At 74.8% G+C, this 24,398-nt stretch carries 26 protein-coding genes and 1 pseudogene; 10 read left to right on the top strand and 17 right to left on the bottom strand.

Annotated features, from left to right (window positions below; translation table 11 throughout):
* The first annotated feature begins 91 nt into the window (after positions 1 to 91).
* The 3 genes from ACI2LW_RS24165 (at position 92) to ACI2LW_RS24155 (ending at position 1,650) form a co-directional block, all read left to right on the top strand.
* Complete coding sequence (locus tag ACI2LW_RS24165; protein WP_404733315.1) at positions 92 to 298, top strand: hypothetical protein; 207 nt, start codon at positions 92 to 94, stop codon at positions 296 to 298.
* Between the two features lie 35 nt (positions 299 to 333).
* Entirely contained in the window at positions 334 to 681 is a 348-nt protein-coding gene (locus tag ACI2LW_RS24160) for a hypothetical protein (protein WP_404733312.1), read from the top strand.
* 120 nt (positions 682 to 801) lie between these two features.
* Positions 802 to 1,650 (top strand): RNA polymerase sigma factor SigF, encoded by an 849-nt coding sequence (locus ACI2LW_RS24155; RefSeq protein ID WP_404733311.1) that lies wholly within the window; start codon positions 802 to 804, stop codon positions 1,648 to 1,650.
* A gap of 120 nt (positions 1,651 to 1,770) precedes the next feature.
* Here ACI2LW_RS24155 and ACI2LW_RS24150 read toward each other — a convergent pair whose 3' ends face one another.
* On the bottom strand, positions 1,771 to 2,760 hold the full coding sequence (locus tag ACI2LW_RS24150) for an aldo/keto reductase (protein ID WP_404733310.1): 990 nt from the start codon (positions 2,758 to 2,760) through the stop codon (positions 1,771 to 1,773).
* A 460-nt stretch (positions 2,761 to 3,220) separates the two neighbouring features.
* Here ACI2LW_RS24150 and ACI2LW_RS24145 point away from each other — a divergent pair, with 460 nt between their 5' ends.
* Positions 3,221 to 3,679, top strand: a complete 459-nt coding sequence (locus ACI2LW_RS24145; RefSeq protein ID WP_404733309.1) for a DUF6325 family protein — start codon at positions 3,221 to 3,223, stop codon at positions 3,677 to 3,679.
* Between the two features lie 75 nt (positions 3,680 to 3,754).
* Positions 3,755 to 4,063 carry an SHOCT domain-containing protein gene (locus tag ACI2LW_RS24140; protein WP_404733308.1) on the top strand — a complete coding sequence of 103 codons (309 nt, stop codon included), beginning with the start codon at positions 3,755 to 3,757 and terminating at the stop codon, positions 4,061 to 4,063.
* 181 nt (positions 4,064 to 4,244) lie between these two features.
* Here ACI2LW_RS24140 and ACI2LW_RS24135 read toward each other — a convergent pair whose 3' ends face one another.
* The 4 genes from ACI2LW_RS24135 to ACI2LW_RS24120 form a co-directional block, all read right to left on the bottom strand.
* Positions 4,245 to 4,874: a hypothetical protein gene (locus ACI2LW_RS24135; protein WP_404733307.1), complete on the bottom strand. Its 630-nt coding sequence runs from the start codon at positions 4,872 to 4,874 to the stop codon at positions 4,245 to 4,247.
* A 454-nt stretch (positions 4,875 to 5,328) separates the two neighbouring features.
* The gene (locus ACI2LW_RS24130) at positions 5,329 to 5,751 is read right to left on the bottom strand and encodes a DUF6003 family protein (protein WP_404733306.1); all 423 of its coding nucleotides are present in this window, start codon (positions 5,749 to 5,751) and stop codon (positions 5,329 to 5,331) included.
* Between the two features lie 233 nt (positions 5,752 to 5,984).
* The gene (locus tag ACI2LW_RS24125) at positions 5,985 to 6,350 is read right to left on the bottom strand and encodes an ArsR/SmtB family transcription factor (protein ID WP_404733305.1); all 366 of its coding nucleotides are present in this window, start codon (positions 6,348 to 6,350) and stop codon (positions 5,985 to 5,987) included.
* A gap of 203 nt (positions 6,351 to 6,553) precedes the next feature.
* On the bottom strand, positions 6,554 to 6,928 hold the full coding sequence (locus tag ACI2LW_RS24120) for a hypothetical protein (RefSeq protein WP_404733304.1): 375 nt from the start codon (positions 6,926 to 6,928) through the stop codon (positions 6,554 to 6,556).
* A gap of 277 nt (positions 6,929 to 7,205) precedes the next feature.
* Here ACI2LW_RS24120 and ACI2LW_RS24115 point away from each other — a divergent pair, with 277 nt between their 5' ends.
* Positions 7,206 to 8,060 carry a DUF4232 domain-containing protein gene (locus ACI2LW_RS24115; protein ID WP_404733303.1) on the top strand — a complete coding sequence of 285 codons (855 nt, stop codon included), beginning with the start codon at positions 7,206 to 7,208 and terminating at the stop codon, positions 8,058 to 8,060.
* Positions 8,061 to 8,262: 202 nt separating this feature from the next.
* The gene (gene pgm, locus ACI2LW_RS24110; protein WP_404733302.1) at positions 8,263 to 9,903 is read left to right on the top strand and encodes a phosphoglucomutase (alpha-D-glucose-1,6-bisphosphate-dependent); all 1,641 of its coding nucleotides are present in this window, start codon (positions 8,263 to 8,265) and stop codon (positions 9,901 to 9,903) included.
* Positions 9,904 to 10,433: 530 nt separating this feature from the next.
* Here the strand turns inward: pgm and ACI2LW_RS24105 are convergent.
* Positions 10,434 to 11,138 (bottom strand): alpha/beta family hydrolase, encoded by a 705-nt coding sequence (locus ACI2LW_RS24105; protein ID WP_404733301.1) that lies wholly within the window; start codon positions 11,136 to 11,138, stop codon positions 10,434 to 10,436.
* A 234-nt stretch (positions 11,139 to 11,372) separates the two neighbouring features.
* Here ACI2LW_RS24105 and dps point away from each other — a divergent pair, with 234 nt between their 5' ends.
* Positions 11,373 to 11,936, top strand: a complete 564-nt coding sequence (gene dps / locus ACI2LW_RS24100; RefSeq protein ID WP_404733300.1) for a DNA starvation/stationary phase protection protein Dps — start codon at positions 11,373 to 11,375, stop codon at positions 11,934 to 11,936.
* Between the two features lie 150 nt (positions 11,937 to 12,086).
* Here the strand turns inward: dps and ACI2LW_RS24095 are convergent, their stop codons facing one another.
* The 5 genes and pseudogenes from ACI2LW_RS24095 to ACI2LW_RS24075 form a co-directional block, all read right to left on the bottom strand.
* Positions 12,087 to 13,325, bottom strand: a complete 1,239-nt coding sequence (locus ACI2LW_RS24095; protein WP_404733299.1) for a spore photoproduct lyase family protein — start codon at positions 13,323 to 13,325, stop codon at positions 12,087 to 12,089.
* A gap of 185 nt (positions 13,326 to 13,510) precedes the next feature.
* Positions 13,511 to 14,443: an SGNH/GDSL hydrolase family protein gene (locus ACI2LW_RS24090; RefSeq protein WP_404733298.1), complete on the bottom strand. Its 933-nt coding sequence runs from the start codon at positions 14,441 to 14,443 to the stop codon at positions 13,511 to 13,513.
* Between the two features lie 212 nt (positions 14,444 to 14,655).
* Complete coding sequence (locus ACI2LW_RS24085) at positions 14,656 to 16,095, bottom strand: amino acid permease (RefSeq protein ID WP_404733297.1); 1,440 nt, start codon at positions 16,093 to 16,095, stop codon at positions 14,656 to 14,658.
* 373 nt (positions 16,096 to 16,468) lie between these two features.
* Positions 16,469 to 17,944 (bottom strand): dihydrolipoyl dehydrogenase family protein, encoded by a 1,476-nt coding sequence (locus ACI2LW_RS24080; RefSeq protein WP_404733296.1) that lies wholly within the window; start codon positions 17,942 to 17,944, stop codon positions 16,469 to 16,471.
* Positions 17,945 to 18,314: 370 nt separating this feature from the next.
* Positions 18,315 to 18,647, bottom strand: a pseudogene (locus ACI2LW_RS24075) (FMN-dependent NADH-azoreductase); the annotation flags it as partial.
* Between the two features lie 12 nt (positions 18,648 to 18,659).
* On the opposite strand from ACI2LW_RS24075, the gene ACI2LW_RS24070 reads away from it, so the two are divergent.
* A complete protein-coding gene (locus ACI2LW_RS24070; protein WP_404733316.1) occupies positions 18,660 to 18,794 on the top strand; it encodes a winged helix-turn-helix transcriptional regulator in 135 nt (44 codons plus the stop codon).
* 124 nt (positions 18,795 to 18,918) lie between these two features.
* On the opposite strand, the gene ACI2LW_RS24065 is transcribed toward ACI2LW_RS24070, so the two are convergent.
* The gene (locus ACI2LW_RS24065) at positions 18,919 to 19,863 is read right to left on the bottom strand and encodes a LysR family transcriptional regulator (RefSeq protein ID WP_404733295.1); all 945 of its coding nucleotides are present in this window, start codon (positions 19,861 to 19,863) and stop codon (positions 18,919 to 18,921) included.
* Between the two features lie 185 nt (positions 19,864 to 20,048).
* On the opposite strand from ACI2LW_RS24065, the gene snpA reads away from it, so the two are divergent.
* Positions 20,049 to 20,759: a snapalysin gene (snpA, locus tag ACI2LW_RS24060; protein ID WP_404733294.1), complete on the top strand. Its 711-nt coding sequence runs from the start codon at positions 20,049 to 20,051 to the stop codon at positions 20,757 to 20,759.
* A 228-nt stretch (positions 20,760 to 20,987) separates the two neighbouring features.
* Here the strand turns inward: snpA and ACI2LW_RS24055 are convergent, their stop codons facing one another.
* The 5 genes from ACI2LW_RS24055 to ACI2LW_RS24035 form a co-directional block, all read right to left on the bottom strand.
* On the bottom strand, positions 20,988 to 22,367 hold the full coding sequence (locus ACI2LW_RS24055; protein ID WP_404733314.1) for an MFS transporter: 1,380 nt from the start codon (positions 22,365 to 22,367) through the stop codon (positions 20,988 to 20,990).
* Between the two features lie 194 nt (positions 22,368 to 22,561).
* Positions 22,562 to 23,224, bottom strand: coding sequence for an ArsR/SmtB family transcription factor (locus tag ACI2LW_RS24050; protein WP_404733293.1), 663 nt, complete (start codon positions 23,222 to 23,224; stop codon positions 22,562 to 22,564).
* 66 nt (positions 23,225 to 23,290) lie between these two features.
* Positions 23,291 to 23,506, bottom strand: a complete 216-nt coding sequence (locus tag ACI2LW_RS24045) for a hypothetical protein (RefSeq protein WP_404733292.1) — start codon at positions 23,504 to 23,506, stop codon at positions 23,291 to 23,293.
* A 126-nt stretch (positions 23,507 to 23,632) separates the two neighbouring features.
* Positions 23,633 to 23,806, bottom strand: a complete 174-nt coding sequence (locus tag ACI2LW_RS24040; RefSeq protein ID WP_404733291.1) for a hypothetical protein — start codon at positions 23,804 to 23,806, stop codon at positions 23,633 to 23,635.
* Positions 23,807 to 23,831: 25 nt separating this feature from the next.
* A complete protein-coding gene (locus ACI2LW_RS24035; protein WP_404733290.1) occupies positions 23,832 to 24,188 on the bottom strand; it encodes a PRC-barrel domain-containing protein in 357 nt (118 codons plus the stop codon).
* Positions 24,189 to 24,398 lie beyond the last annotated feature (210 nt).

Here is a 24,398-nt window from a genome sequence, read left to right as displayed (position 1 = left end):
GGCGTCCACATGTACCTCGGCAACGGCAAAACCCTCACCACCCACCACACCCCCACCTACGGAGCACCCCATGCCTGACACCAGGCACACCATGAACAACATCCGGGTCGGCAAACCCGACGTGAGGCCGGACACCCCGACGCACGTCTCCGGACTGCACGAGGGCAACGAAGGCCCCCACCAGCGGCAGACGGGCCACCACGAGGACGGCACCTCGGACGCGCGCCGCTCCACCGGCATCCACTGGAAGAAGCACGACGCGATCATGAAGACCATGCCGAACATCTCGCCCGGCTGAGCGATCACGACGACCCACGAAAGGCTGGCACGAGCATGGAACGGATGAAGTGCGGAAAGCCCACGACGCGCCTGCAGCGCCTCCAGCGCATGCAGCGCGTCCAGCGCCTTGAGCGCCTTGCGCGCTCGCGGGGCACGCGGCGCGGCGTGAAGGCGGCACGTGCGATGCGCGCGACGCAGGCGATGCGCGCGGCGCGCCTGGACGGCAGCGGCCCGGGCAGGGCGCGCCCGGGGATGACGGGCAGGCAAGTGCTCGCGCTGCAGGCCCTGGCAATCGGCGGGCTGGGGGTCGCCGCGCTGATCAAGGAGTTTCCCGGGCTCGTGCGCGAGATCCGGATCTGGCGCATGGTCGGCCTGCGGTCCGGTTCCCGCAACCAGCCCTGAGACCGCCTGTCCGCACCCGGCGGAACATCGGTGCGCATGGGCGCGGCGAACCCGGGTAGACGCGGCAGTGCCGGTCCGTATCGGGCAGGCAGGCCACAGGCTGATCCGGGAGGACACACGATGACGGCAACGACCACGGCGCCCGCGACGGAGACCGGTACGGCTCCGCTGCCGGAGGTCACCGACCCGTCTCGGATCGCGCCCCGGGACGCCCGCGAGCTGTCCCGGCTGTTCTTCGACCGGCTGACGACGCTGGAGGAGGGCACGCCCGAGTACAGCTACGCGCGCAACACGCTGATCGAGATGAACATGTCCCTCGTCCGGTACGCGGCGGCCCGCTTCCGCAGCCGCGGCCCGGAGGAGATGGAGGACATCGTCCAGGTCGGCATGATCGGACTGATCAAGGCGATCGACCGGTTCGAGCTGACCCGGGAAGTGGAGTTCACCTCCTTCGCCATCCCCTACATCGTGGGCGAGATCAAGCGGTTCTTCCGCGACACCTCATGGGCCGTGCACGTGCCGCGCCGGCTCCAGGAGGCGCGCGTGGAGCTGGCCAAGGCGACGGAGGAACTGCGCAGCCGCCTGGGCCGCACCCCGACCGTGAGGGAACTGTCGGAGCTGATGAGCCTGTCCGAGGAAGAGGTCATCGAGGCCCGGCTCGCCGCCAACGGCTACAACTCCTCCTCCCTGGACGCCGCGCTGAGCAACAGCGAGGACGGTGAGACCGTCCTCGCCGACTTCATCGGCTCCGACGACGCGGCGCTGGAACTGGTCGAGGACTTCCACGCCCTCGCCCCGATGATCGCCGAGCTCGGCGACCGGGACCGGCGGATCATCCACATGCGGTTCGTGGAGGAGCTGACCCAGGCGCAGATCGGCGAGCGCCTCGGCGTCTCGCAGATGCACGTCTCCCGCCTGCTCTCGCGCACACTGGCCCGGCTGCGCGAAGGGATGCTCTCCCAGCGCTGACCGGAACCGCCCGAAGACCCCCGTTGCCCCCCCCCGTGCGGGCTGGGCGCCGGACCGGCCGGGCCCGCACGGTCAGGAGCGCCCTGGCGGGCCCCGGCCGCCCGTACCGTCAGGACCGCCCTAGCGGTTCAGTGAACGCATGCCCGCCTCGTCGTAGCGCTCCCCGGCGACCGGCGGCAGCTCGGCGTCGATGCGGGCCAGGTCCTCCTTGGTGAGCTCCACGTCGACCGCGGCCGCGTTCTGCTCCAGGTACGTACGGCGCTTGGTGCCCGGGATCGGGACCAGGTCCTCGCCCTGGGCCAGCACCCAGGCGATCGCCAGCTGCGCCGGCGTGACCCCCTTCTCCGCGGCGATCTCCTTGACCTTCGCGGCCAGCGCGAGGTTGGCGCGGAGATTGTCGCCGGTGAAGCGCGGCCCGCTGCGCCGGAAGTCGCCCTCGTCGAGTTCGTCGGGGGAGGAGAACCGGCCCGCCAGGAAGCCGCGGCCCAGCGGCGAGTAGGGCACGAACCCGATGCCGAGTTCACGGCACGTGGGCAGCACCTCCGCCTCCGGGTCCCGCGTCCACAGCGAGTACTCCGACTGCACGGCCGTGACCGGGTGCACCGCGTGGGCGCGCCGGATGGTCTCCGGAGCCGCCTCGCTCAGCCCGATGTGCCGCACCTTTCCCTCCGCGACCAGCTCCGCCAGGGCGCCCACCGTCTCCTCGATCGGCACCTGCGGATCGACGCGGTGCTGGTAGTACAGGTCGATGTAGTCGGTGCCGAGCCGCTCCAGCGAACCATGCACCGAGCTGCGCACATGCTCCGCGGAGCCGTCCTGCCGCCCGATCGTGCTGATGTCGCCGGGAACGGCGTCGTCCATGCGGTAGTTGAACTTGGTGGCGATGACGTACTCGTCCCGGTGGCCCCTGATCGCGCGGCCGACGAGCATCTCGTTGGTGAGCGGCCCGTACAGCTGCGCCGTGTCGATGAAGTCGATGCCCAGCTCCAGGGCCCGCCGGATGGTGTCGATGCCCTCCTGCTCGTCGGTGGAGCCGTAGAAGGCGGACATCCCCATGGCGCCGAGCCCTATGGCCGACACCTGGAGGTCCCGCAGCCTGCGCTGTTTCATGTGCGTTCCAGCCTTTCCTGCACGTTTTCCGGTCCTCGCTCGCCCACGGCGCGGCACGGCGCGGCGGGGCGCGCCCGCCGTGACCCGCCCGCCGCGGCCGGGGCGCCATGGCTTCGTCGTCCATTCGGCCCCGGTTTCCCCGTATCGGCGTCCCCGCACGGCAAACGCCCGATCGTGGCGCCGTGCGCGGGCGCTGAGGCGCCCGCCCGGCCGCCCGGCCGTTCCGGCGCGGAGTGCGCCCCGGCCGTGCCCGTGCGGCGTACCCCGACGCTAGAAGCTGAAGTGCGCTCGAAGTCAAGAACGGCTCCGGGGCTCCCCGTCCGGCCGGACGTGCGGCCCCCTGGACCACGTGTTGCAATGGGCGGGGAGGGGCCAGGTCACCGCCCCCCGAGCCACGGGCTCGGCGCCCGGGCGGGGACGTCCCGGGCCCCGGTTCCCGTCACCTCCGGGAGGCACGGCCATGACGGACGTGGAAGACATGGGGCCCGTCGACTACCTGGTCATCGAGTTCCCCGGCAACCGCATGACCGGCGAGGGCTTCCCCCTCCTGGTCGACCTGGTGGAGCGTGGGATCATCCGGATCATCGACCTGACCTTCGTCCGCAAGGACACGGACGGGTCGGTAGTCGCACTGGAACTCTCCGACCTCGGCGACGAGATCGATCTGTCGGTGTTCGAGGGCGCCTCCTCCGGCCTGCTGGACCAGAGCGACCTCGAGGAGGCCGGCGCCGCACTGGAACCCGGCAACTCCGCCGCTGTCCTGGTGTACGAGAACGTATGGGCCGCGCCACTGGCCCGGGAGCTGCGCCGCAGCGGCGCCCAGCTCGTCGCGGGCGGCCGCATTCCCGTCCAGGCCCTGCTGGCCTCCCTGGACGCCGCCGAGGGCACGACCGGACCGGGAGGCTCCGCGGCCGCGTGACGCCCCGGCGTGTACCGCAGCACGGGCCGGTGCCGCGCCGCCCGGCCCTCCGCACCCAGCAGGGAGATGAGAGACATGCCCGGACTTCTTCGAGGTGTGGCGCGCACGGCGGTGGTCGCCGGTACCGCGACCGCGGTGTCCAACCGCGTATCGCGGCGCCAGGCGGGACGCTGGGCGCAGCAGGACGCCGGCCGGCAGGAGGCGGCGCCGCAGGAGTACGCCCAGCAGCCGGCGGCACAACCCGCGCCCGCGGCGCCCCCCTCCACCTCCGACGAGATGACGAGCAAGATCGACCAGCTGAAGGAGCTGGGCGAGCTGAAGGCCCAGGGGGTGCTCTCGGAGGAGGAGTTCCAGGCCCAGAAGCGCCGGGTACTGGGCGGCTGACCGGAGGCCGCCACGGGGGGCCGGCCGGGGCCGCAGCGCGCGCCGCCCGCCCGCCCGCGCGCGCAGCCGCCGCCCGCCCGCGGGCCGCGGCTGCGCGCTTATATCGAGGCAAACAGGGGAGCCCGGGACCGGAGCCGAAGCCGCCTCGGCCCGGGCTCCCGCATGCGGAAGCGTTCCGTCGTCAGTAGCGCTGCGCCTTGGCGAGCACCGGGGTCAGCTGCGGCTGGGCCGGCGCCCGGCTGAACGCGATGGGCTGCGCGGTGTGCCCGGGCTCCAGGCCCTGCGCGCCCACGTAGCGGGTCTCCACCACATGGCCGTCCGGGGCCTTGAAGTCGACCTGCACGGCGTACGACGCCTTCCGGTCCGTCTTGTTGGTGATGGTGACCAGCACCGCCTGCACCCCGCCCGTCCGGTCCTTGGGCAGCCCCTTCATGGCCACCTCGCCGAGCGCGTTGCCACGGCCGGAGACCTTCTCCAGCTGCTTCTGCGCCTCGGCGGCCGCCCGGGCGGTGTCGGCGGACACCGACGCCTCGAACTCCGAGGCGCGGGCCGCCGCGGAGGACGCCGCCGCCGAGGCCGACGCGCGCGCGGAGGAGGCGGCGGAGGCCGCCGAGGAGGCCAGCGCGGACGGAGGCGTGCCCGAGAACGACGCGGTGTCCGGCGGGGTGGGCGTCGGGCGGGGCGAGGACCCGCCGCCCGCGCCGCCGTCGCCGCACCCGGTCAGCGCCGCTGCGGCCACGGCGCACAGCGCGACGGCGAGGAGGTGACGGGTGCGCGTGCCGCGTGCACGCGGTGGGGGACAGATGGGCATCACGATTCCTCGGACTCCTTCGTCGCGCGGTCGCTCGGTCACCGTCCCGCCCTGCGGCCCGGCCGCCGGCGGCCGTGTCCGCTCGGTGGTCCGGCCGCCGGAAGCCCCCATGGCTCGGCGGCCCGGTCGTCGGCTCCCGCGCGGTCGGGGGCGCGGGGACCCGGCAGGCCCATGATTGACCGGCCCGGCGGGGAGCGCGACTCGGCAGGTGCGCCCAGGTGGCACCCGTCCGGACGCCCGCCCCGCGCTGCCGTCGGAGTCCGGACCCGGGACGCCCGCCCCGCGCTGCCGTCGGAGTCCGGACCCGGGACGCCCGTGCCGCGACCCGGCTCCGGCCGACCGGCCCGGCCCCGCTCACGCGGGCCGGGCCGGTCGCCGTGCGTGTGCCGGCCGGGCGCCGCGCGTGTCCCCCCGGGCGGCCGGCCGGGGTGTGCCGGCCCGGACAGGGCCGTCCTCACACGGCGGCCCGGGCCACCACCGCCGGGTCCTCGCCGGTCAGCCGGGCGATGCGGTCCAGGGGAATGCCGGCGGCCAGGGCGCGGCCGAGCAGCGCGTCGCGCTCCCCGGCGCAGTCCCGGTAGGCCAGCAGCTCCTCCTCGAGACGTGCGGTGGACTCCGGGGCGCTGTGCCGGCGCAGCCGGGCCAGCTCCTCCTCGCTCAGCGGAACCGGCAGCCGCTCCGCGCCCCCGGGAACGGCCCGGGACCGCTCGGGCGGCAGCAGCCGCAGCCGGGGCGAAGCGGCGGTGGCGCCCTGGGCGTCGAGCCAGGCCCGTACCGCCGGGGTCTCCATGCACGACAGCTCGCCGAGCGCGGCCGGCGGCACGCCGAGGGCGGCGGTGGTGTCGTCCAGCAGGAACAGGTAGGCGTCGTCGGTCATCCGCGCTTACTCCTCGGCGTGGGGTCGGGCTGTCCGTGCCGTCCCGATACCCCGCCGCGGCCGGATCATCGCGCACGTCCGCACGGCGCGCGCCGGCCGACCGGCCGAGGACGAGGTGCGGGCGGGCGCACCGGCTGCGGGCGGGCTGCGGGCGGGCTGCGGGCGGGCGCACCGGCCGAGGACGAGGTGCGGGCGGGCGCGCCGGCCGCGGAGGAGGTGGGGACGGCGTGCGCTCAGCCCCGGCTGCTGGTGGGGACCGGCGGCCGGGGGGATTCGGTCTGCCTCAGCTCGGCGAGCAGTTCGTTCTGCCCGGCGAGCAGTTCGGTGAGGATGCGGCGGGCGGCCCGCAGCAGCTCGGCGACGTCCCCGCCGGCGAGGGCGTAGCGGACCGTCGAGCCCTCGCGGATCGACACCACGATGCCGGAGCGTCTGAGCACGGCCAGCTGCTGCGAGAGGCTGGACGGCTCGATCTCGATGTCCGCGAGCAGGTCCCGCACCGGCACGGGACCGTGCTGCAGCAGCTCCAGGACCCTGATCCGTACGGGGTGGCCCAGCATGCGGAAGAACTCCGCCTTGGCCTGGTAGAGGGGGACCTGCATGGGTGCTCGCTCCCTGCCGCGTCGGGAATGGTCGTGCGGGTCACGGCGGCACCTCGCCGAGGTGCCGCCGCGGTGGTGTCCTGCCCCGCCGATCCTCGCCGCCCGGACCCGCTCGCATCCACGACTTGGGATCTTGCTGATGTGGTGACTTGAAGAAGTCTTCACATCGTGGGCGCACGTCGGCCCGGAACGGCGGGACGGTCCTAGATCTCGATCTGTTCCTCGACCCGCTTGAGCTGGTGGCGGGCCATCGCCAGGTTCGAGCGGCTCTTGTCCAGGACCAGGTAGAGGAACAGGCCGTTGCCGTTGCGGCCGGTGACCAGGCGGATCAGGTGGTACTGGTTCTCCAGCGTGATCAGGATGTCCTCGATCTGCGTCTTGAGTCCCAGCTGCTCCATGGTGCGCACCTTGGCCCGGATGACGTCGGTGTTCCCGGCCGCCGCGATGGTCAGGTCGAGGTCCTTGCCCCCGCCGAGGGTGCCCAGGGCCATGCCGCTGGTGTAGTCGACCACCGCCGCCCCCAGCGCTCCCTCCACCGCGGTCATCATTTCCTTCAGCGATACTTCCACGCTCGCCACAGCGCCTCCCCTTTGATCGTCGGTTGCGGCGGGCCGCCGGCTGGTGCCGTCCCCGCCCGGTTGACCGCACCGTAGGCATGCGACCGCCGCCTCCGCGGACGCTCTCCACAGGTGACCCGTGATGATCGGAAAGGGGCGTCGGACGACAGTTCGGCGACCGCTCTTGTCACCGCCGCGTATCAAGCGGCCGGCCCGGGAACCCGGCGGGCCGCGGCCCTGTCTCCACGGGCGGTAGTGCCGGCGAACGGCCGGCGTGTGTCACGACTCGGGGGACGTCATGCAGTACGCGATCAGGATCCGCTCGTTCCGTTCGGCCGCGGTGGCGGTGGCCGCCGTCTCGGCCGCGCTGTCGGTGGCCGCCTGCCGGCCCGGCGCCGACGTGGCGGGCACCGGACCGTCCGCGGGCGGTACGCCGCCCGCGGCGACCTCGCCCGGCGACCCGGCCCACGGCGCCCCGGCGCACGGCCTTCCGGCGACGCACGGAATCCCGACGCACGGAATCCCGACGCACGGGACTCCGACGCACGGGACTCCGACGCACGGGACTCCGACGCACGGCGCGCCGGCCTCGTCCCGCCCGCCGTCCGGCCCGTCCGGCCCTTCCGGCTCGTCCGCCCCGTCCGGTACGCCCGGCGCGACGGCGCCGGACACGGCCGCCTCCCCGTCCTCCGCCCGGCCCGGCGGGCCGGCGCCGGTCTGCGCGGCCACCCAGCTCAGGGCGTCCGCGCGTCAGGCGGCCGACCGCCCGGCCGGCACCGGTACCGGGGCGGCCGTCGTCGCGTTCACCAACGTCTCCGGGCGGACCTGCGTGCTGCGGGGGCATCCGACGGTCGCCGGGGCCGGCAATGGTTCCCCGCAGCACGGCGTGCCGCTGACCGTGACCCGGGCGGGCGCAGCCCGCCCGGTGCGTCTTGCCCCGGGCGCGACGGCCTGGCTCAAACTCACCTTCGTGCAGGTCCAGGGCGAGGCGGACGGCTACTGCGCGTCCGGCGCGACGCCCGTCGCGTACCCCACCTTGGTGGTCGGCCTGTCCGGCGCCGGCCGGCACCAGGTCGCCCTGGACGACGGCCTGTTCGCCGAGTGCGACAACAAGGTGACCGCCACCGCGGTGTCGGCGGTGGAACCGTCCTGACCGAGCGGCCCCCACCGGTGGGCCATCCACGTCCGGTACGCCGCACCGGGGGCCTCGGCCCGTCGGCTCACCCGGCCCGGGTGCGGCCCGCCTGCCGTCCGATTGATCGGCGTGCTTCGCCGTCCGGTTCGGGGCTTGCGCCGTCGGAAGGGGGAAGATAGATCGCGAGCGGACGCACGACCGATGTGGAGGAGTGGGTGCCATGCAGCACGAGCGAGCGGGCCGGCCGGCCGCAGCCGAGGACCTGGTCGACGTGGCCCGGCTGGTGACGGCGTACTACGCCCTGCACCCCGACCCGGCCGAGCCGGGCCAGCGGGTGGCCTTCGGGACGTCGGGACACCGCGGATCGTCCCTGGCGACCGCGTTCAACGAGGACCACATCGCGGCGACCAGCCAGGCCATCTGCGAGTACCGGGCACAGCAGGGCACCGACGGCCCGCTGTTCCTCGGCGCGGACACCCACGCCCTGTCCGAGCCGGCCAGAGTCACCGCCCTGGAGGTGTTCGCCGCCAACGACGTCACGGTGCTCATCGACGCCGAGGACGGCTACACCCCGACCCCGGCGGTCTCGCACGCCATCCTCACCCACAACCGCGGCCGCGCCTCCGGCCTCGCCGACGGCGTGGTCGTCACCCCGTCGCACAACCCGCCCACCGACGGCGGCTTCAAGTACAACCCGCCCAGCGGCGGCCCCGCGGGCTCGGACGCCACCTCCTGGATCCAGGACCGGGCCAACGAGATCATCGCGGGCGGCCTGAAGGACGTGCGCCGCATCCCCTACGCCCGGGCGCTCGCCGCACCCGGCACCGGCCGCCACGACTTCCTCACCTCGTATGTCTCCGACCTGCCGAGCGTGCTGGACCTGGACGCGATCCGGTCGGCGGGCGTACGGATCGGCGCCGACCCGCTGGGCGGGGCCTCCGTGGCGTACTGGGGCCGCATCGCCGAGCAGCACCGCCTCGACCTGACCGTCGTCAATCCGCTCACCGACCCCACCTGGCGGTTCATGACGCTGGACTGGGACGGCAGGATCCGCATGGACTGCTCCTCGCCGTACGCGATGGCCTCGCTCATCGAGCAGCGCGACCGGTTCCGGATCGCGACGGGCAACGACGCCGACGCCGACCGGCACGGCATCGTCACCCCGGACGCCGGCCTGATGAACCCCAACCACTATCTGGCCACCGCCATCTCCTACCTGTACGCCCACCGCACCCAGTGGCCGGCCGAGGCCGGTGTGGGCAAGACCCTGGTGTCGTCCGGGATGATCGACCGGGTCGCCGCCGACCTGGGCCGCCGGCTGGTGGAGGTGCCCGTGGGCTTCAAGTGGTTCGTGGACGGGCTGGTCGACGGCTCGCTCGGCTTCGGCGGGGAGGAGTCCGCCGGGGCGTCCTTCCTGCGCCGGGACGGCTCGGTGTGGACCACCGACAAGGACGGGATCATCCTGGCCCTGCTCGCCTCCGAGATCACCGCGGTCACCGACCGGACCCCGTCCGAGCACTACGCGACGCTCACCGAGCGCTTCGGCGAACCCGCCTACGCCCGCATCGACGCGCCCGCCACCCGCGAGGAGAAGGCCCGCCTGGCGAAGCTGTCCCCGGCCCAGGTCACCGCCGACACCCTCGCCGGTGAGCCGGTCACCGCGATCCTGACCGAGGCGCCGGGCAACGGCGCGTCCATCGGCGGCATCAAGGTCGCCACCGAGAACGCCTGGTTCGCGGCCCGCCCCTCGGGCACGGAGGACGTCTACAAGATCTACGCGGAGTCCTTCCGGGGCCCCGACCACCTGCGCCAGGTGCAGGACGAGGCCAAGCAGGTGGTGCTGGCGGCACTGGGCGGCTGACGCGGGCCGCCCGGCCGGGTGGGGGAGCCGCCCCTCCGGCGCGGCTCCGGCGGGTACGGATCGGTGACCGGTGACCGGTCGGGGAACGCGGGCGTCCGGCCCCCCGGCCCCGGGCCGCTGCCCGAGGCGCCGACGGACCCTCGGCCGGCCCCGGGTAGGTGGGCGGCCGACTCGCCGCCCCGCCGCCCGCCTACCGGGCCGGCCGCACCCGAGGGCGCGGCAGCGGGAGCACGCGGCGACGCGGGGCTGCGGCACGCTCCTGCCGGGCGCCGGGCGCCGGGCGCCGGGCGCCGGGCGCCGGAGCGGCGCGTCGGCCGCTCCCGCACGAGCGGTCGCCGCGTGAGGGCGGGTCGTTGTTGTGCCGGCGGTGTCCGCGTGGGGTGTGTGCGGGCCGGTCGGTGTCGCGTCGGCGGTCTCCGTGTCCCGCGTGCGGGCGGGTCGTTGTTGTGCCGGCGGTGTCCGCATGCGGCGGGTGCGGGCCGGCCCTTGCCGTGCCGGCGACGTCCGGGTCCGGCACGTGCGGGCCGCCGTTACAGCACGAGTGCCTCCGCGGCCGCGTAGCTGTCCGCGGCCAGCCCGGCCGTGACCGGCCCGGGGCTCAGCAGCTCCGCCACGACACGGGCCGTGCAGCGGTGCCACAGGCCCGAGCGGCGCACCATCGCGTGGTCGCCGCCGCCGATCAGCACGGCTCCGGCCCGGGCACCCGAGGTCCGGGCCCGGCGTACGAAGTCCACGGAGGCCACGGCGCTGGTGACCCGGTCCCGGTCGCCGTGCAGGACGACCACGCCCACGTCCCGCAGATGCCCGGTGGGCTCGTCGGGCGGCAGCCACGGCGCCAGTGCCAGCACCCCGCGCACCAACGGGTGGGCCGCCGCCCGCAGCGCGGCCCGGCCGCCCATGGAGTGGCCGACGAGCACGACCGGCACGTCGCCGGCGAGCCGGCCGAGCTCGCTCAGCGCGCGGAAGGCGTCCTGCGCCGGATCGCCCCCGTTCCAGCCGCGGTGCCGGTAGCGCACCTGCCCGAGGAGCACCTCCTCCAGGGCCAGGGACAGCGCGGCGGCCCGCAGGACCGGGCGCATCCTGAGGGCGGCCGGGTGCCAGGGCCGCGCGGTCTCGCGACCGTCCGGCCGTCCCCCGTGCAGGGCCAGTACGGCGGCCCGCGGCCGCTCGGGCCGGTGCCGCACCACCAGCGCCGCAGGGGCGGACCGCGCCCCGTCCACTCGCGGCATCGGCATCACGTCATTCCCGTGGGACATCGGATTCCCGTACGGCGTGCGGGGGCGGCTCCCGGCCCCTCCGCGGAGAATCCCGGACCAGTGTGCCCTGCCGGTACCGGCCGGGAGACCGGGGGGGCACCGGTCACCGGGACTGTCCTCTTCGTCACGGATCACCCGCGAACGTGTCTGCCGCGCGCGAGGCGGGGCATCCGTGCAGGAGCCGTACACGCAGGACGAAAGGTCACAGGACTGATGGCACAGGACTTCACCCCCGAGTACACGGTTCCCGGTGTCGAGCTGAAGGACGCGGGCCGGCTCATCGGACTGCTCCGCACGCGGCTGCACGCGCTCAACGACCTCCACCTCACCCTCAAGCACGTCCACTGGAACGTGGTGGGACCGCACTTCATCGCGGTGCACGAGATGGTCGACCCGCAGGTCGACCGCGTCCGTGAGATGGCCGACGACGTCGCCGAACGCATCGCGGCGCTCGGCGGCGTGGCGCAGGGCACGCCCGGCGCGCTGGTGGCCGAGCGGACCTGGGAGGACTACTCGATCGGCCGGGCTGACGCCATCGCCCACCTCGGCGCCCTCGACCTCGTCTACACCGGCGTGATCAAGGACGTACGGGAGGCGGTCAAGGAGGCCGGCGAGGTCGACCCCTCCACGGAGGACCTGCTCATCGAGCAGCTGCGCGACCTGGAGCAGTTCCAGTGGTTCGTGCGGGCGCACCTGGAGAACGCGGGCGGCAGCCTGGTGACCGCCGGGGCCTCGACCGAGGCGGACGCCGCCTCGCGCGGTGCCGCGCTGGGATGACGGCCGGTGCCGGGCGGCGGGGCGCCCGGCGCCGTACCGGACGCGCGGAGGGCGCCCCTGGCGGGCGCCCTCCGTCGTGTCCGGGCCGTGTCCGGGCGTGTCCGGGCTCCTCCCGCCGCATCCGCCGCATCCTGGGCATCCGCGGCATCCTCAGAACGCGTAGCGCACCCCGAGCCAGGGCGCGTGGGCCGCGATCAGCTCCCGCAGCTCGGCGACGGCCGCCGACTTGACGTGGTTGCGGTAGCGCACGTTGAGGTCGCCGTTCTGCGACCGTTTGGGCTGCTGCAGCTCCGGCCGCCACAGCACGTCCTCGGCCCGCGGATGCCAGCCCAGGTTGACGGTGTGCAGACCCTCGTGGTGGGTGAGCATGATCACCTCGGCGGCGGCCTGGTCCTTGACCCGCCGCGGCAGCACGTCGTCCATGTGGCGCAGCAGGTCCGCCCACGCCTGCTGCCAGCCGGGCCGCAGCACGACGGGGGAGAGGTTGAAGTGCACCTCGTACCCGGCGTCCAGGAAGTCGCCGGCCGCGGCGATGCGGGCGGCGACCGGGCTGGTGCGCACGTCCAGGAGCCTGGAGTCGTCCGGGGGCATCACGGAGAACCGGATCCGGGTGCGGCCCCGCGGGTCGAGCGCGAGCAGGTCCGGATTGACGAACTTGGTGGCGAAGGACGCCTTCGCCGTGCCGCGGCGGCTGAAGGCGCGCACCAGATCGGCCGTGTTGTCGCTGATCAGCGCGTCCACGGAGCAGTCGCCGTTCTCGCCGATGTCGTACACCCAGGCCTGCGGGTCGCACTGGTTGGGCTCCGGCTTGGGGCCCTGCCGGGCGATGTGGCGGTCCAGGTGGCCGAGCAGGGCCTCGATGTTGGTGAACACGGTGATCGGGTTGGCGTAGCCCTTGCGGCGCGGCACGTAGCAGTACGCGCAGGCCATGGCGCAGCCGTTGGACGGGCCGGGCGCGATGAAGTCCGCCGAGCGGCCGTTGGGCCGGGTGGTCATGGTCTTGCGTTCGCCGAGCACCAGCGTCTCGGTCTTGACCCGGACCCAGCGGTCCAGGTTGCCCTCGTTCCCGTGCAGGCTGGGGATGCGCCAGTGGCTGTCGACCTCGACGAGCTCGGCCCGCGGGAAACGGCCGATGATCTCCCGGCCGCGCGGGGAGGCGGCGGCCGCGGGCTCGGCGTAGATGGTCCGGACGGCGAGCATGCGCCGGGCGGCGGGGGAGTCGCGGAACCCGGGCCCGGCGTCCGGCGGGTCCGCCGCGCCGGGGGTCGCGCCGGGGGCCGTCTCGGCGAGTTCGAACAGGGACTGCTGCTCGCCCCGGCCCGTCCTGCCGGCCGTGTCGTGGCGGGTGCGCGGGGGCGGGGCATGGCCGTGGTGGTGAGGGTCGTGCATGGTGCTCCGCCCGTGCTCGGCGCCGTACGTCCATTCCCGCCCCGGTGCCGTCCGGGCCCGGGGCCGCCGGACGGCATCCGTCCACTGTAAACGGAGGCGCCGGCTTCCCGAGGCGAGCGGGCGCCCCGGGAAGCCGGCGCCTCCGGCGTACGGCGCTCAGCCGTGTCAGTGCGTGTCAGTGCGTGTCAGTGCCCGTGCCCGCGTCCGGGTCCGTGCCCCTTGTCCAGTGCGGCCAGCACGGCCCGCGCCATGGCCTGCTCGCCGGCCGCGTTGGGGTGCGCGGGGGCGGCGGGCGCGGCCGGCTGCAGGGGCTCGATCCAGCGGTCCGCCGGGGCCTTGCACATGTCGTGGCCGACCGTGGGGCGGTAGGTGTCGACGTACTCCGCGTGGTTCCAGCCCGCCACCAGGCGCAGCATCAGGTTCAGCCGCTTGCCGGTGTCCCGCAGATAGGGGAAGTCCCCCGACGCGAACGGCACCGAGGGGAAGCAGCCGCTGCCGTCGTCGGGCAGCAGGTCCGGATAGCCCACCACGAGCACCCGGGCCTGCGGCGCCCGGGCGTGCACGGCGCGCAGCACCCGGTCCACCTTCGGCGCCGTCTGCGCGACCGCGAGCATCAGCCGGTCGACGCCGGAGGAGGTGTAGTACTGCCGGCAGGGGTCCCCGGCCGGCTGCTGGGAACCGAGCCGGGCACAGGTGGAGATGATCGAGCCGAAGCCGATGTCGTTGCCGCCGATCTGCACGGTCACCAGGTCGGTGCCGCGTCCCAGGGCGTTCAGCTGTGCGTCGTTGGCGCCCTGGGGCTTCCACATCTCCGCGGTCGTCGCCCCGCCGCAGCTGACGTCCTTGAACGTGCTCACGCCGCGCTGTGCCGCCACCAGCGAGGGGTAGTTGCGGTCCGACCGCGCGCAGCCGGCGTCCACCTGCCGGGGTATGCCGGGGCCCGAGGTGTAGGAGTCGCCGAGCGACACGTAGTCGGTGGCCCGGCCGGGACCCGGGCCGTGCGCCGCGGCCGGTGTCGCCGACACCGCCAGCAGGGCGCAGCCGCCGAGCGCCGCCCCCAGGGCCACCGGCCGCCGCGGTCCGCCCGCTGCCCCACCCGGACGTGCGTCGTGCGCCATGAACGTCTCCCCCCTGCACCGGACTTCGCGTGCGGCCGGCACTCGCGAACGGGTGCGGCGCACGCTGGACGGGGCTTGTATACCGTCCGGTAGGTACCGGTGGCCAGAGGCCGGAAACAAGCGGTCCCGGAGCGACCGCCGCACGACCGCCCCGCGACCGCCCCGCGACCGCTCCCCAAGCGCCCGCGACCCGCCGGGAAGCGGCGGAAGGGTCAGGCGGCCGCGGCGCGGCGCCGCGCCGACAGCACGGCGTGCACCACCACACCCGCGAACAGGAACAGCACCCCCTGGTACACCGCCGCGTACCCGGCGCCCGCGACCAGCCACATCGAGAAGGCGGCGGCCACCGCCGCGATCACGACGTCGCGCGCCAGCCGGGCGCCGTCGACCCGCTCGCGCCGCCCGGCCAGCAGGTGGAAGATCTGCGCGGCGGCGGCCAGCAGGTACGGGACGGTCGCGGTGAACGTGGTGACCAGGACCAGTGTCTGGAAGACGCGGCCCGAGCCGGAGGCGTAGTTGTAGACGGTGAGCAGCGAGGCGAGGACGACGGTCACGCCGACGCCCACCGTCGGCACGCCCCGCCGCCTGCGCGCGAAGGCGGCGGGGAACAGCCCGTCGCGGGCCGCGGCGTACGGGGTCTGGGCGCTCAGCAGCGTCCAGCCGTTGAGGCAGCCGGTCATCGACACCAGCGCCGCCAGCGCGACCGCCCAGCCGCCCCAGGCGCCGCCGAACATGGCGTTCACCGCGTCGGAGAACGGCGCCGTGGACCGCACCAGCCGGTCGTGGGCGACCGTGCCGAAGACGGAGAGGGTGCCCAGCAGGTACACCAGGGCGGCGCCCGCGGTGCCGATCACGGTGGCGCGGCCCACGGTGCGCCGGGGGTTCCTGACCTCGCCGGCGCTGACGGCGGCGGACTCCATGCCCAGGTAGGAGAAGAGCAGGAGGGCGGCGGAGGCGGAGACCGCGCCGAGCGTGCTGCCGCCGCCCGCGTGGAAGGGGCCGAGGTTGCCCGGGTCGAAGAAGAACAGCCCGCCCACCGCGACGAGCAGCAGCGGCACGAACTTCAGCACCGTGGACACGAGCTGGACCGCGCCCACGTACCGGGTGCCGGCGAAGTTGGCGAGCGCGGGCAGCCACTGCAGGACCAGCGCGGCCAGACAGGCGGTCCAGCGGTTGCCGCCCACCGGGATCAGCACGTCCAGATAGCCGACGGCGGCGACCGCGAGGGCCGCGTTCGAGACCCAGGTGGTGATCCAGTACGCCCATGCGGCGAGGAACCCGGCGAAGTCGCCGAACGTCTCCCGGGCGTAGACGTAAGGGCCGCCGGTGCGCGGATGGCGCTCGGCGAGCCTGCCGAAGACCAGCGCGAGCGCGATGGCGCCGACGGTCAGGACGCCGAAGGCGACCAGGCTGACCGTGCCGTACGGGGCGACGGACGCCGGGAGCAGGAAGATCCCGCCGCCGATGATGTTGCCCATGACCAGCGCGGTGGCGACGGGCAGCCCGAACCGGCGGGCGTGCCGGCCGCCGTCGCCGGCGGAGTCCCGGGCGGAGGCGGAGGCGGGAGCGGTGGGGGCGGGGATGGTCGCGGTGACCGCGGGGGTCTCCCGCGGGGCCGGAGCCGGCTGGGGGGCGGTCCCGGGGACGTGCATGGGGTGGTGCGCCTCTCTTCGAACTGATGCCCGGGATCGCCGGACGGAAGCAATGGTCGGGCATCACCCGGGACTGCTCCAAATCACACACTTTTGTCCTGTATGGGCCGGGTGGACGTCGCAAAAGCTGCACCGGCGGCGGCTGTGTGCCGGGAAATCGTGCGGGGGTGGTTCGTCGGGGGGTCGCTCAGTGATGTACCGGCCGGAACCGCGGCGCGGTCAACCTCACCCGGACGCCTCCGCATGGCGCTGCGCGATCACCCGGACGCCTCCGCATGGCGCTGCGCGGTCACCCGGACGCCTCCGCGTGGCGCTGCGCGGTCACCCGGACGCCGCCGCGTGGCGCTGCGCGGTCACCCGGGGCGCTGCGCGGTCACCCGGACGCCGCCGCGTGGCGCTGCGCGCGCAGGGTCTCCAGCAGCCGCAGCCAGATCTCGCTCGCCGTGGGATAGCTCGGCACCACGTGCCACAGGGTGGACAGCGGCACCCGCCCCACGATCGCGGTCGTCGCCGAGTGGACCAGCTCGGCGATGCCCGCCCCGACGAAGGTGGCGCCCACCACGACGTCCGCGCCGCGGTCCACCACGAGCTTGGCCCGGCCGCGGTAGTCGGCGCGCATCACATACGTCCCGGCGAGGGCGGCGAGGTCGTACTCGGCCGTCTCGACCTCGATCCCGGCCTCCCGCGCCTGCCGCTCGGTCAGGCCGGCGGAACCCACCTCGGGCGAGGTGAAGACGACCTGGGGCAGGCCGTAGTGCCCGGCCGCCGCCGACGGCAGCTCGCCGGAGCCGCCGGCCCGGGCGGCGATCACCTCGCCGGCGATCCGCGCCTGGTACTTGCCCATGTGCGTGAGCAGCGCCCGGCCGCACACGTCGCCGATGGCGTACAGCCAGCTGCCCGCCGCTCCCCGCACCGCCTGGTGGTCGTCGACCGGGAGGTATCCGCCGGGGGAGAGGCCGACGGTCTCCAGGCCGATGTCGTCGGTGTTCGGCGTCCGCCCGGTGGCCACCACCAGCTCGTCGGCCACCAGGACCGTGCCGTCGTCGAGGGTGACGCTGACCTCGCCGCCGTGGATGTGGCCGCGGCCGGTGTCGCGCGGGTCGGACCGCTTCACCTGCGACAGGCCGTGTTCCAGGAACAGCCGCACGCCGGCCGTCCGCAGCGCCTCGGCGACCAGCTCGCCCGCGAAGGGCTCCTGCCGGGACAGCAGCCGCGGGCCGCGCTCCACCACGGACACCTCGGCGGTGCCCAGCCCCCGGAGCCAGGTCGCCGCCTCGCAGGCGACCACACCGCCGCCGACGACGACCACCCGGCGCGGCACCTCACGCAGATTGGTCACGTCCCGCGAGGTCCACGGCAGCGCGCCGCGCAGTCCGGGCAGGTCGGGCACGGCCGGGCAGGAGCCGGTGTCGATCACGACGGCGTGCCGGGCCGTCAGCCTTCTGCGGGTACCGTCCCGGCCGCTGACCACGACGGTGCGTTCGCCGTCCAGCCGGCCGTATCCCCGTACGACGTCGATGCCGGTGTGCAGCGCCCAGTCCACCTGGGAGCCGTCGTCGAGGTGGTTGATCACGGTGTCGCGCCGCACCAGGACGTCGACCGGGTCCAGCCGGGCCGAGACCCCGGGCAGGTGCTCGGCGGCGTCCACGACCTCGACCGGCCGGAGCAGCGCCTTGCTGGGCATGCAGGCCCAGTACGAGCACTCGCCCCCGAGCAGGTCGTCCTCCACGAGCACCGTGGTGAGACCGGAGAACTGACCGGCGTACTGGGCGGCGTTCTCGCCCGCGGCGGCGCCGCCGAGGACGATCACGTCCCACTCCGACCGGTCCGGGTTCACTGAAGCGGTCATGGGAGCCTCCCCGGCCGCGCCCTCGCCGGACGGGGCGACAGCTCAGTGCGGTGGGATCCGGTGCGTCGGCCGTGGGGGCGCGGGGCGGCGCGGGGGCCGCCGCGTCAGCCGGTCCGGCCGGCGGCCACGGCATGAGGCCACCCTATGGGCGGGGGCGCGTCTTCGCGCGACGGCGCCGGCCGGACGCTCCCCGCCGTCGGGCCGTCGAGACATCGGTCCGTGCGGCCGTCGGGCCGTCGGGCCGTCACGCATATCCGTCCCTCGGGCCGCCGGGCCGCCGGGCCGCACGCCGCCGGGCCGCACGCCGCCGGGCCGCACGCCGCCAGGCCGTCACGCCGCCAGGCCGTCACGCCGTCAGGCCGTCACGCCGTCAGGCCGCGAGGCGCCGTACCAGCTCCTTCGCCCTGGCGGCCGCGTCCCCGAGGGCGCGCTCGCGGGAGGCCTCGAACAGCGGGACCAGGCTCGCCATGGCCGGGTTGTGCGGCGCCATGGTCAGCTCCGGGACGATGAAGTCGAGGTCCATGCCGAGGGTGTCGGCCAGGACCGCCTCCAGGTAGTTCTGGACGTACTCGTAGCCCTCCCGGGGGGTGCCCGCGGCGTAGGAGCCGCCGCGGCCGGCGACGACGGTGACCGGGGTGCCCTTGGCCGAGGGGGTCTCCCCGGCGGTGCGGCCGAACAGGACCACGTTGTCCGGCCAGGCCTGCCGAGGGCGTGCGTGGCGGGGGCGGTCAGCTACCGGCTGACGGAGTCGGGCGCGGCGCTGGGACCGGCGCTCGAGGCGCTCGGGGCATGGGCGGAGGTGCACCTGCCGGAGGGCGGGGGCTGCCCGGGCGGCAAGACCTGCGACTGACCCGGCTTCCGGGCCCGGGGGTCCCCGGGGACCGGTGAACGGCGGCTCCGGGCCGCCGGCCGGGCGCCGTGATCAGGCCGCGCCGTGATCAGGCGGGGCGCCGTGATCGGGTCGGCCGCCGTGATCAGGCGGGGACCAGTTCCCGTCTGCGTTCCAGCCACTCCCGGTACGCCGGCGCCTGCTGTGCCGCCTCCCAGTAGGCCTCTTCCAACTCGGCGTACCCCTCGTCCAGTTCGGCCTCGGTGCGGGCCGCCAGCAGCAGTCGCACGCCGATCGGGTCACCCTCCAGCGGCCGGACGGCCACGTCCGCGCGCGGGGCGGCGGTGGGCTGGCTGACCGTGACCACCTCGCCGGTCGCGGCCAGGGAGTACGCGGTGAGGTAGTCGCCGTGCAGCAGGTTGGGCACCAGCCCCGCCTCGCGCAGCACGCGGCACAGCCCCTCCCACTCGCCGTCCACCGTGGAGTCGATCATCCAGCGGTCTCCGACGAGATCGGCCAGCCGTACCTCGCGCCGCGCCGCGGCCGGGTGGTCCGCCGCCAGCGTGACGAACTGCGGCTCCCGCTCGACGAGGACCCGGGTGCGCAGGCCGGGCGGGACGCGCAGCGGACTTCCCTCCACCTCGTGCACGAAGGCCATGTCCAGCCGGCCCGAAGCGACCATGCGCAGCAGGGAGTTGGCGGACACGTCCATCTGGAGGACGGGCGCGGCCGGGGAGACGCGGGCGCGCAGCCGGCGCAGCCAGCCGGGAATCGCCCGGCTCGCGGTGGCGCCGATGCGCAACTGCGGCCCGCGGGCCGCGCGGGCGGCGGCCGCCCGGGTCTCGGTGACGATCGCGGCGAGCTCGGCGACCAGCGGCCGGGCGCGGCTGAGCGCCACGTGGCCCAGCGGCGTGGGACGGCAGCCGTTGCGGCCGCGCACGAAGAGCTGGCCGCCCAGCGCGCGCTCGATACGGCCCAACTGGGTGCTCAACGTCGGCTGCGTCAGGCCGAGTTCGCGAGCCGCCCGGTGCAGGCTCCCGTGGTCGGCGATGGCGCACAGCACGCGCAGGTGCCTCACCTCCAGCTCCATGAGGGGAGCGTAGGGCGGGGCGCTGCGCGACACCAGATGTTCAAATCCCAACGGAACTGTACGAGTCGGCCGCCGATAGCGCCGTGCTATCCCCAACTGCCATCATCCGCAGCCCTCTTGTGTGTCCGAGACTCCTGCGTGAGCGATCGTTCACCACCCCACAGGAACGATGAGGAGTCCCCCACATGACGTCGTCGCGCACGACTTCCACGTCCGCACGGACCTCCCGCAGACTGCTGTCCCTCGCGCTCGGCCTCGGCCTGGCCGGCGCCGCCCTGGGCACCGCGGTGCCGGCGAGCGCGCAGACGGCCGGCGCCGGACGGACGGCATCCGCCTCCCCTGCCGCCTCGTACGCCACCTACGAGCGGTCCGCCGAGAACGCCGCCGGCAACAAGGCGTTCTTCGACGCCGTGCTGAAGTCCGTCGCCCGCAAGCAGGCGGCCAACCCCGGCCTGCAGTCGGTGACCGTGTACTACAACGCCACCAACGCGCCCAGCTTCCGCTCCCAGATATCGAGCGCCGCCTCGGTCTGGAACAGCTCCGTGTCCAACGTGAAGCTCCAGGCCACCTCGGGCGGCGCGGACTTCGCCTACTACGAGGGCAACGACTCGCGTGGGTCGTACGCCTCCACCGACGGCCACGGCAGCGGCTACATCTTCCTCGACTACGCGCAGAACCAGCAGTACGACTCGATCCGCGTCACCGCCCACGAGACCGGACACGTGCTGGGCCTGCCGGACCACTACAGCGGTCCGTGCAGCGAGCTGATGTCGGGCGGCGGCCCCGGCCCGTCCTGCACCAACCGCTACCCCAACTCCGCCGAGCGGTCCCGGGTGAACCAGCTGTGGGCCAACGGTCTGGCCAAGGCGCTGGCCGAGGTGAAGGCGGCGCGCTGACGGGCCACGCCCGCCGCACACCGGCTCCGGTCCTTCCTCCCCGCGTCCCCCCACCGCCGCGGTGCGCCCGCCCCTGCCGGGCGGTCCGTCCCGCCCGCGGGCGGCCAGGGAGGACCGGCTGCCGGATCCGGGGGGAGGGGGGCCGCCCGCCCCGCGGTCCCGCGTACCGAGCGGGTCCGGGGGTGGGCGGCCCCGAGGGCGGACGGGCACCCGCGGGCGGACGGCGGCTCAGGCCGGGGCCTGCTCCCGGGCCGGGCCGCCAGGACCGCCGGGTTCGGCGGCCGCTGCCGGGGCGGTGCCGGCGGTCACCTCCGTGCCGGCCGGTCCGCCGGCGGGCGCGGTGCGCCGTCCGGCGCGGGCGCGCACCCGGCCGCGGTCCATCTCCCGCCATTCGGGGCGCAGTCCGGTCAGGCTGGTGGTGAGGAAGTACGCCGCCCCCGCGGCCAGCAGCACCGGCGCCAGTCCCGCGGCGGCCACCGCCGCCCCGGCGATCAGTCCGCCCAGCGGGATGCCGGCCCAGGCCATCGAGTCGCCGATCGCGCCGACCCGGCCCAGCATGTGGCGCGGCACCCGCTCGAAGCGGATGGCGCCCAGCACCGGGTTGAGGAAACCGGCGCCGAACCCGCCGACGGCGAACACGGCGAGGGCCGCGCCGATCGGCGCGTCGCAGGCCAGGACCAGGAATCGCGGCGCCCCGGCCAGCAGGAACCCGGTGAAGAAGACCACCCGGCGCGGCAGCCGGTGCCCGGCCAGCGCGGCGACGAGGCTCCCGCCGACCGCCGTGGCCCCCGCCACACCGCCCAGCAGGCCGAGCGAGGCCGCGCCGTTGCCGGATTCCTTCGCCCAGACCGGCAGCAGGACGGTCGCGAACGCGGCGTCCAGCAGGTTGGTGACGGCGACCATGACGATGACGGTGAGGAGCAGCGGCTCGCCGCGCAGGAAGGTGAAGCCCTCCGCGAACTGCCGCCAGTAGCCCGGCTCCCGCGCCGCTCCCTCCGGTGCCCGTGCCCGCCCGGTTCCGCGCCCCATGCCCCGGGGCAGCGACAGCGCGACGATCACCGAACCCAGGGCGAAGCAGCCCGCGTTGACCGCGAGCCCGGTCAGCGGGCCGGCCAGCGCCACCAGGGCGCCCCCGGCCACCGGGCCGATGGTGGAGGCCAGTCGCTCGGTCACCCCGCACAGTCCGGTGGCCCGCTCCAGCGGCACCCGGCCGCGGTCGGCGGCCTCCGGGACCATGACCTCCTTGGCCAGGTCGCCGGGGCCGCGGGCCGCGCCGATCACCGCGACCAGGGCGAGAAGGAACGGGAAGGACAGCAGACCCAGGGCGTGGCAGACGGGCACCGCGACGGCCGCGGCCGCGCTGGCCAGATCGGTGGTCCAGGACACCGCGCGCGGGCCGATCCGGTCCACCACCGGCCCGCTGAGCGCCTTGACCAGGACGTAGGGGGCCATCTCGCAGAAGGCGACCAGTCCGGTCCGGGTGGCGCTGCCGGTCGTCACCAGGACGAACCAGGGCAGGGCGACGGCCGAGACCCGGGTTCCGGTCAGCGACACCGCGATGGCGGCCAGCACCCCGCCCAGCGGGCGCAGTGTCCGCCGGCCGGGTATGCCGCCGTGCCCGGCGCCCGTCCCCGAGCCGGTTCCGGTGTCGGTTCGGGTACGCGCCCCGGCGCCGGCTCTGTCGCCAGTACTGTCGGCGGTCCCGGCGTCGTGGCCGGCCGGCACCGCCGCCCCGCTCCCGACCCCGCTGCCGCCTCCGTTGTCGCTCCCGCCCTTGCCCTCGCCGCCCGTGGCGCCGTACCTCACGACGTCTCCGTTCCGGGGGCCCGCCGGCCGGCGGCGGGGGCGGCCGGTACGGCGGGCGCGTCCAGCTCCGGCAGCAGCTGCGTGATCACGCCGACCCGCAGGGCTCCCTCGGGAGCGGAGGCCGCCTCCTCGGGAGTGTCCCTGCGGTAACGGGAGATGACGTCCCTGAGCTCCCGGCGCAGGGCGGCGGTCTCCTCGGGCGTCAGCCGCAGCGCCCAGTCGCTCATGTCGAAGCCGCCCCGCCACTCCCGGGGCATCGTCTGCAGCTCGCTGATGGCCTGCTGGAGACGGACGGTGTAGGCGGCGGCGACGGACTGGAGGTAGGCGAGCACGGCCTCCGGCTCGCGGTCGGCCAGCTCATGGTCGCTCAGCTCCGTCGTCCGGTGCACCGAACGCCACCAGCGTTCCCGCGCGTTGCCGCGTTCGGTGTCCTCCGCCACGAAGCCCGCCGCGCCCAGCTGGCGCAGATGGTAGCTGGCGGTGCCGGAGTTCACGCCGAGCCGCTCGGCCAGGCGGGTGGCCGTCGACGGGCCGTACTTGCGCAGCAGCCCGACCAGCTGCACGCGCACCGGGTGCGCCAGGGCGCGCAGGCCCTTGGCGTCCAGGACCACGGAATCGGCCTCGGGCCGCGCGCCGGGCGTCTCAGGGGGAACGGTCATGCCGTCACTGTAGACCGCCAACACTTCTTCGCAAAGACTTCTTCGCGAAGAAGTGTTGGCGGTTTTTCAGTCCATGAGCCTCCTGGCGACCCGGGCCGCCGCCTCGCTCTCCGCCGCGGGGGGCGACAGCTCGCTCAGCGTGTCGAGGTCGGTGTCCTGCCGGAGTTCGGCCTCCCAGGCGTCGGCGAGGCTCATCTGCTCCTCGTGCGACAGCCGCTGGACGTGCTCCCTGTGCTGCGGGTCGAGGGCGGCCAGGAAGCGCTCGATCGTGTCGATGGGCATCTCGTCTCCTCCGTCACGGGGGGTCGGTGCCGTGTGGGGAGGCACCACCCCCAGCGTGGTCCGGATCGCGCCCCTTGTCGCCGCCGCCGTGGCCCGCGCACACCCGATCGGAGGAGGGCGGGCCGGTCAGCGTGAGGGCCGTGTGCCCCTGCGGCGGCCCAGGCCGACACCGAGCAGCAGCACGTCGGCGAGGAACAGCGCGATGCCGATGGCCAGCAGGTAGGTCATGCCCGCGACCGTGACGCCGACGACCGCGAGCGCCACGGCCACGATCACGAGCAGGAGGAAAAGAACCAGCATCGTCCACCGCTTCCGTGTGCCGTGGTCACCGACGGGCCAGGCGCCGCTCTCCGGCCGATCCGGCCTTGTACGCGAGGCCGTAGTGCTCGAAGACGGCCGGCTCGCCCTCCACCAGCAGCTCGCCGTCGGTGTCGATCGACGGGGCGTCCTTGACCACCTTCTTGTCGAACGCGACGTTGAGGTGACCGGGGCTGACGGTGGCACCCGTCAGAGGCACGAACGCCAGCCGCTGACGTCCCAGCATGCCGGTCTTCACCGTGGCGAAGAAGGGCTGGTCGGTGATCGTGTCGACGTAGATCGCCTCCAGCTCGCCGATCTTGCTGCCGTCCGCGCCGTGCACGGGGTGTCCCCGCCACTGACGGACGTCCTGGGCCTCGAACATGGCGTTCCTCCGCTGTGCCGCGCATCCACTGGTCCGGACAGTCAGAGAATCACTTACCCCCGCCGCCGGGAATGTCACGGTGCCTACGGCACACGGGCCACCATCGGCCGCCCCGGATCGCCCGGGTCCGCCCGGGGCCGGCGGCTACACCGGGTCCGGGCAGACCGGCGGCGGTGCACCGGGTCCGGGCAGACCGGCGGCGGTGCACCG

Source organism: Streptomyces sp. NPDC004065 (assembly GCF_044903565.1).
In the GTDB taxonomy this organism is placed as follows: Bacteria; Actinomycetota; Actinomycetes; order Streptomycetales; family Streptomycetaceae; genus Streptomyces.
The sequence above is the reverse complement of the archived record's forward strand: the minus strand, read 5'-3'. Positions and strand labels throughout refer to the sequence as shown.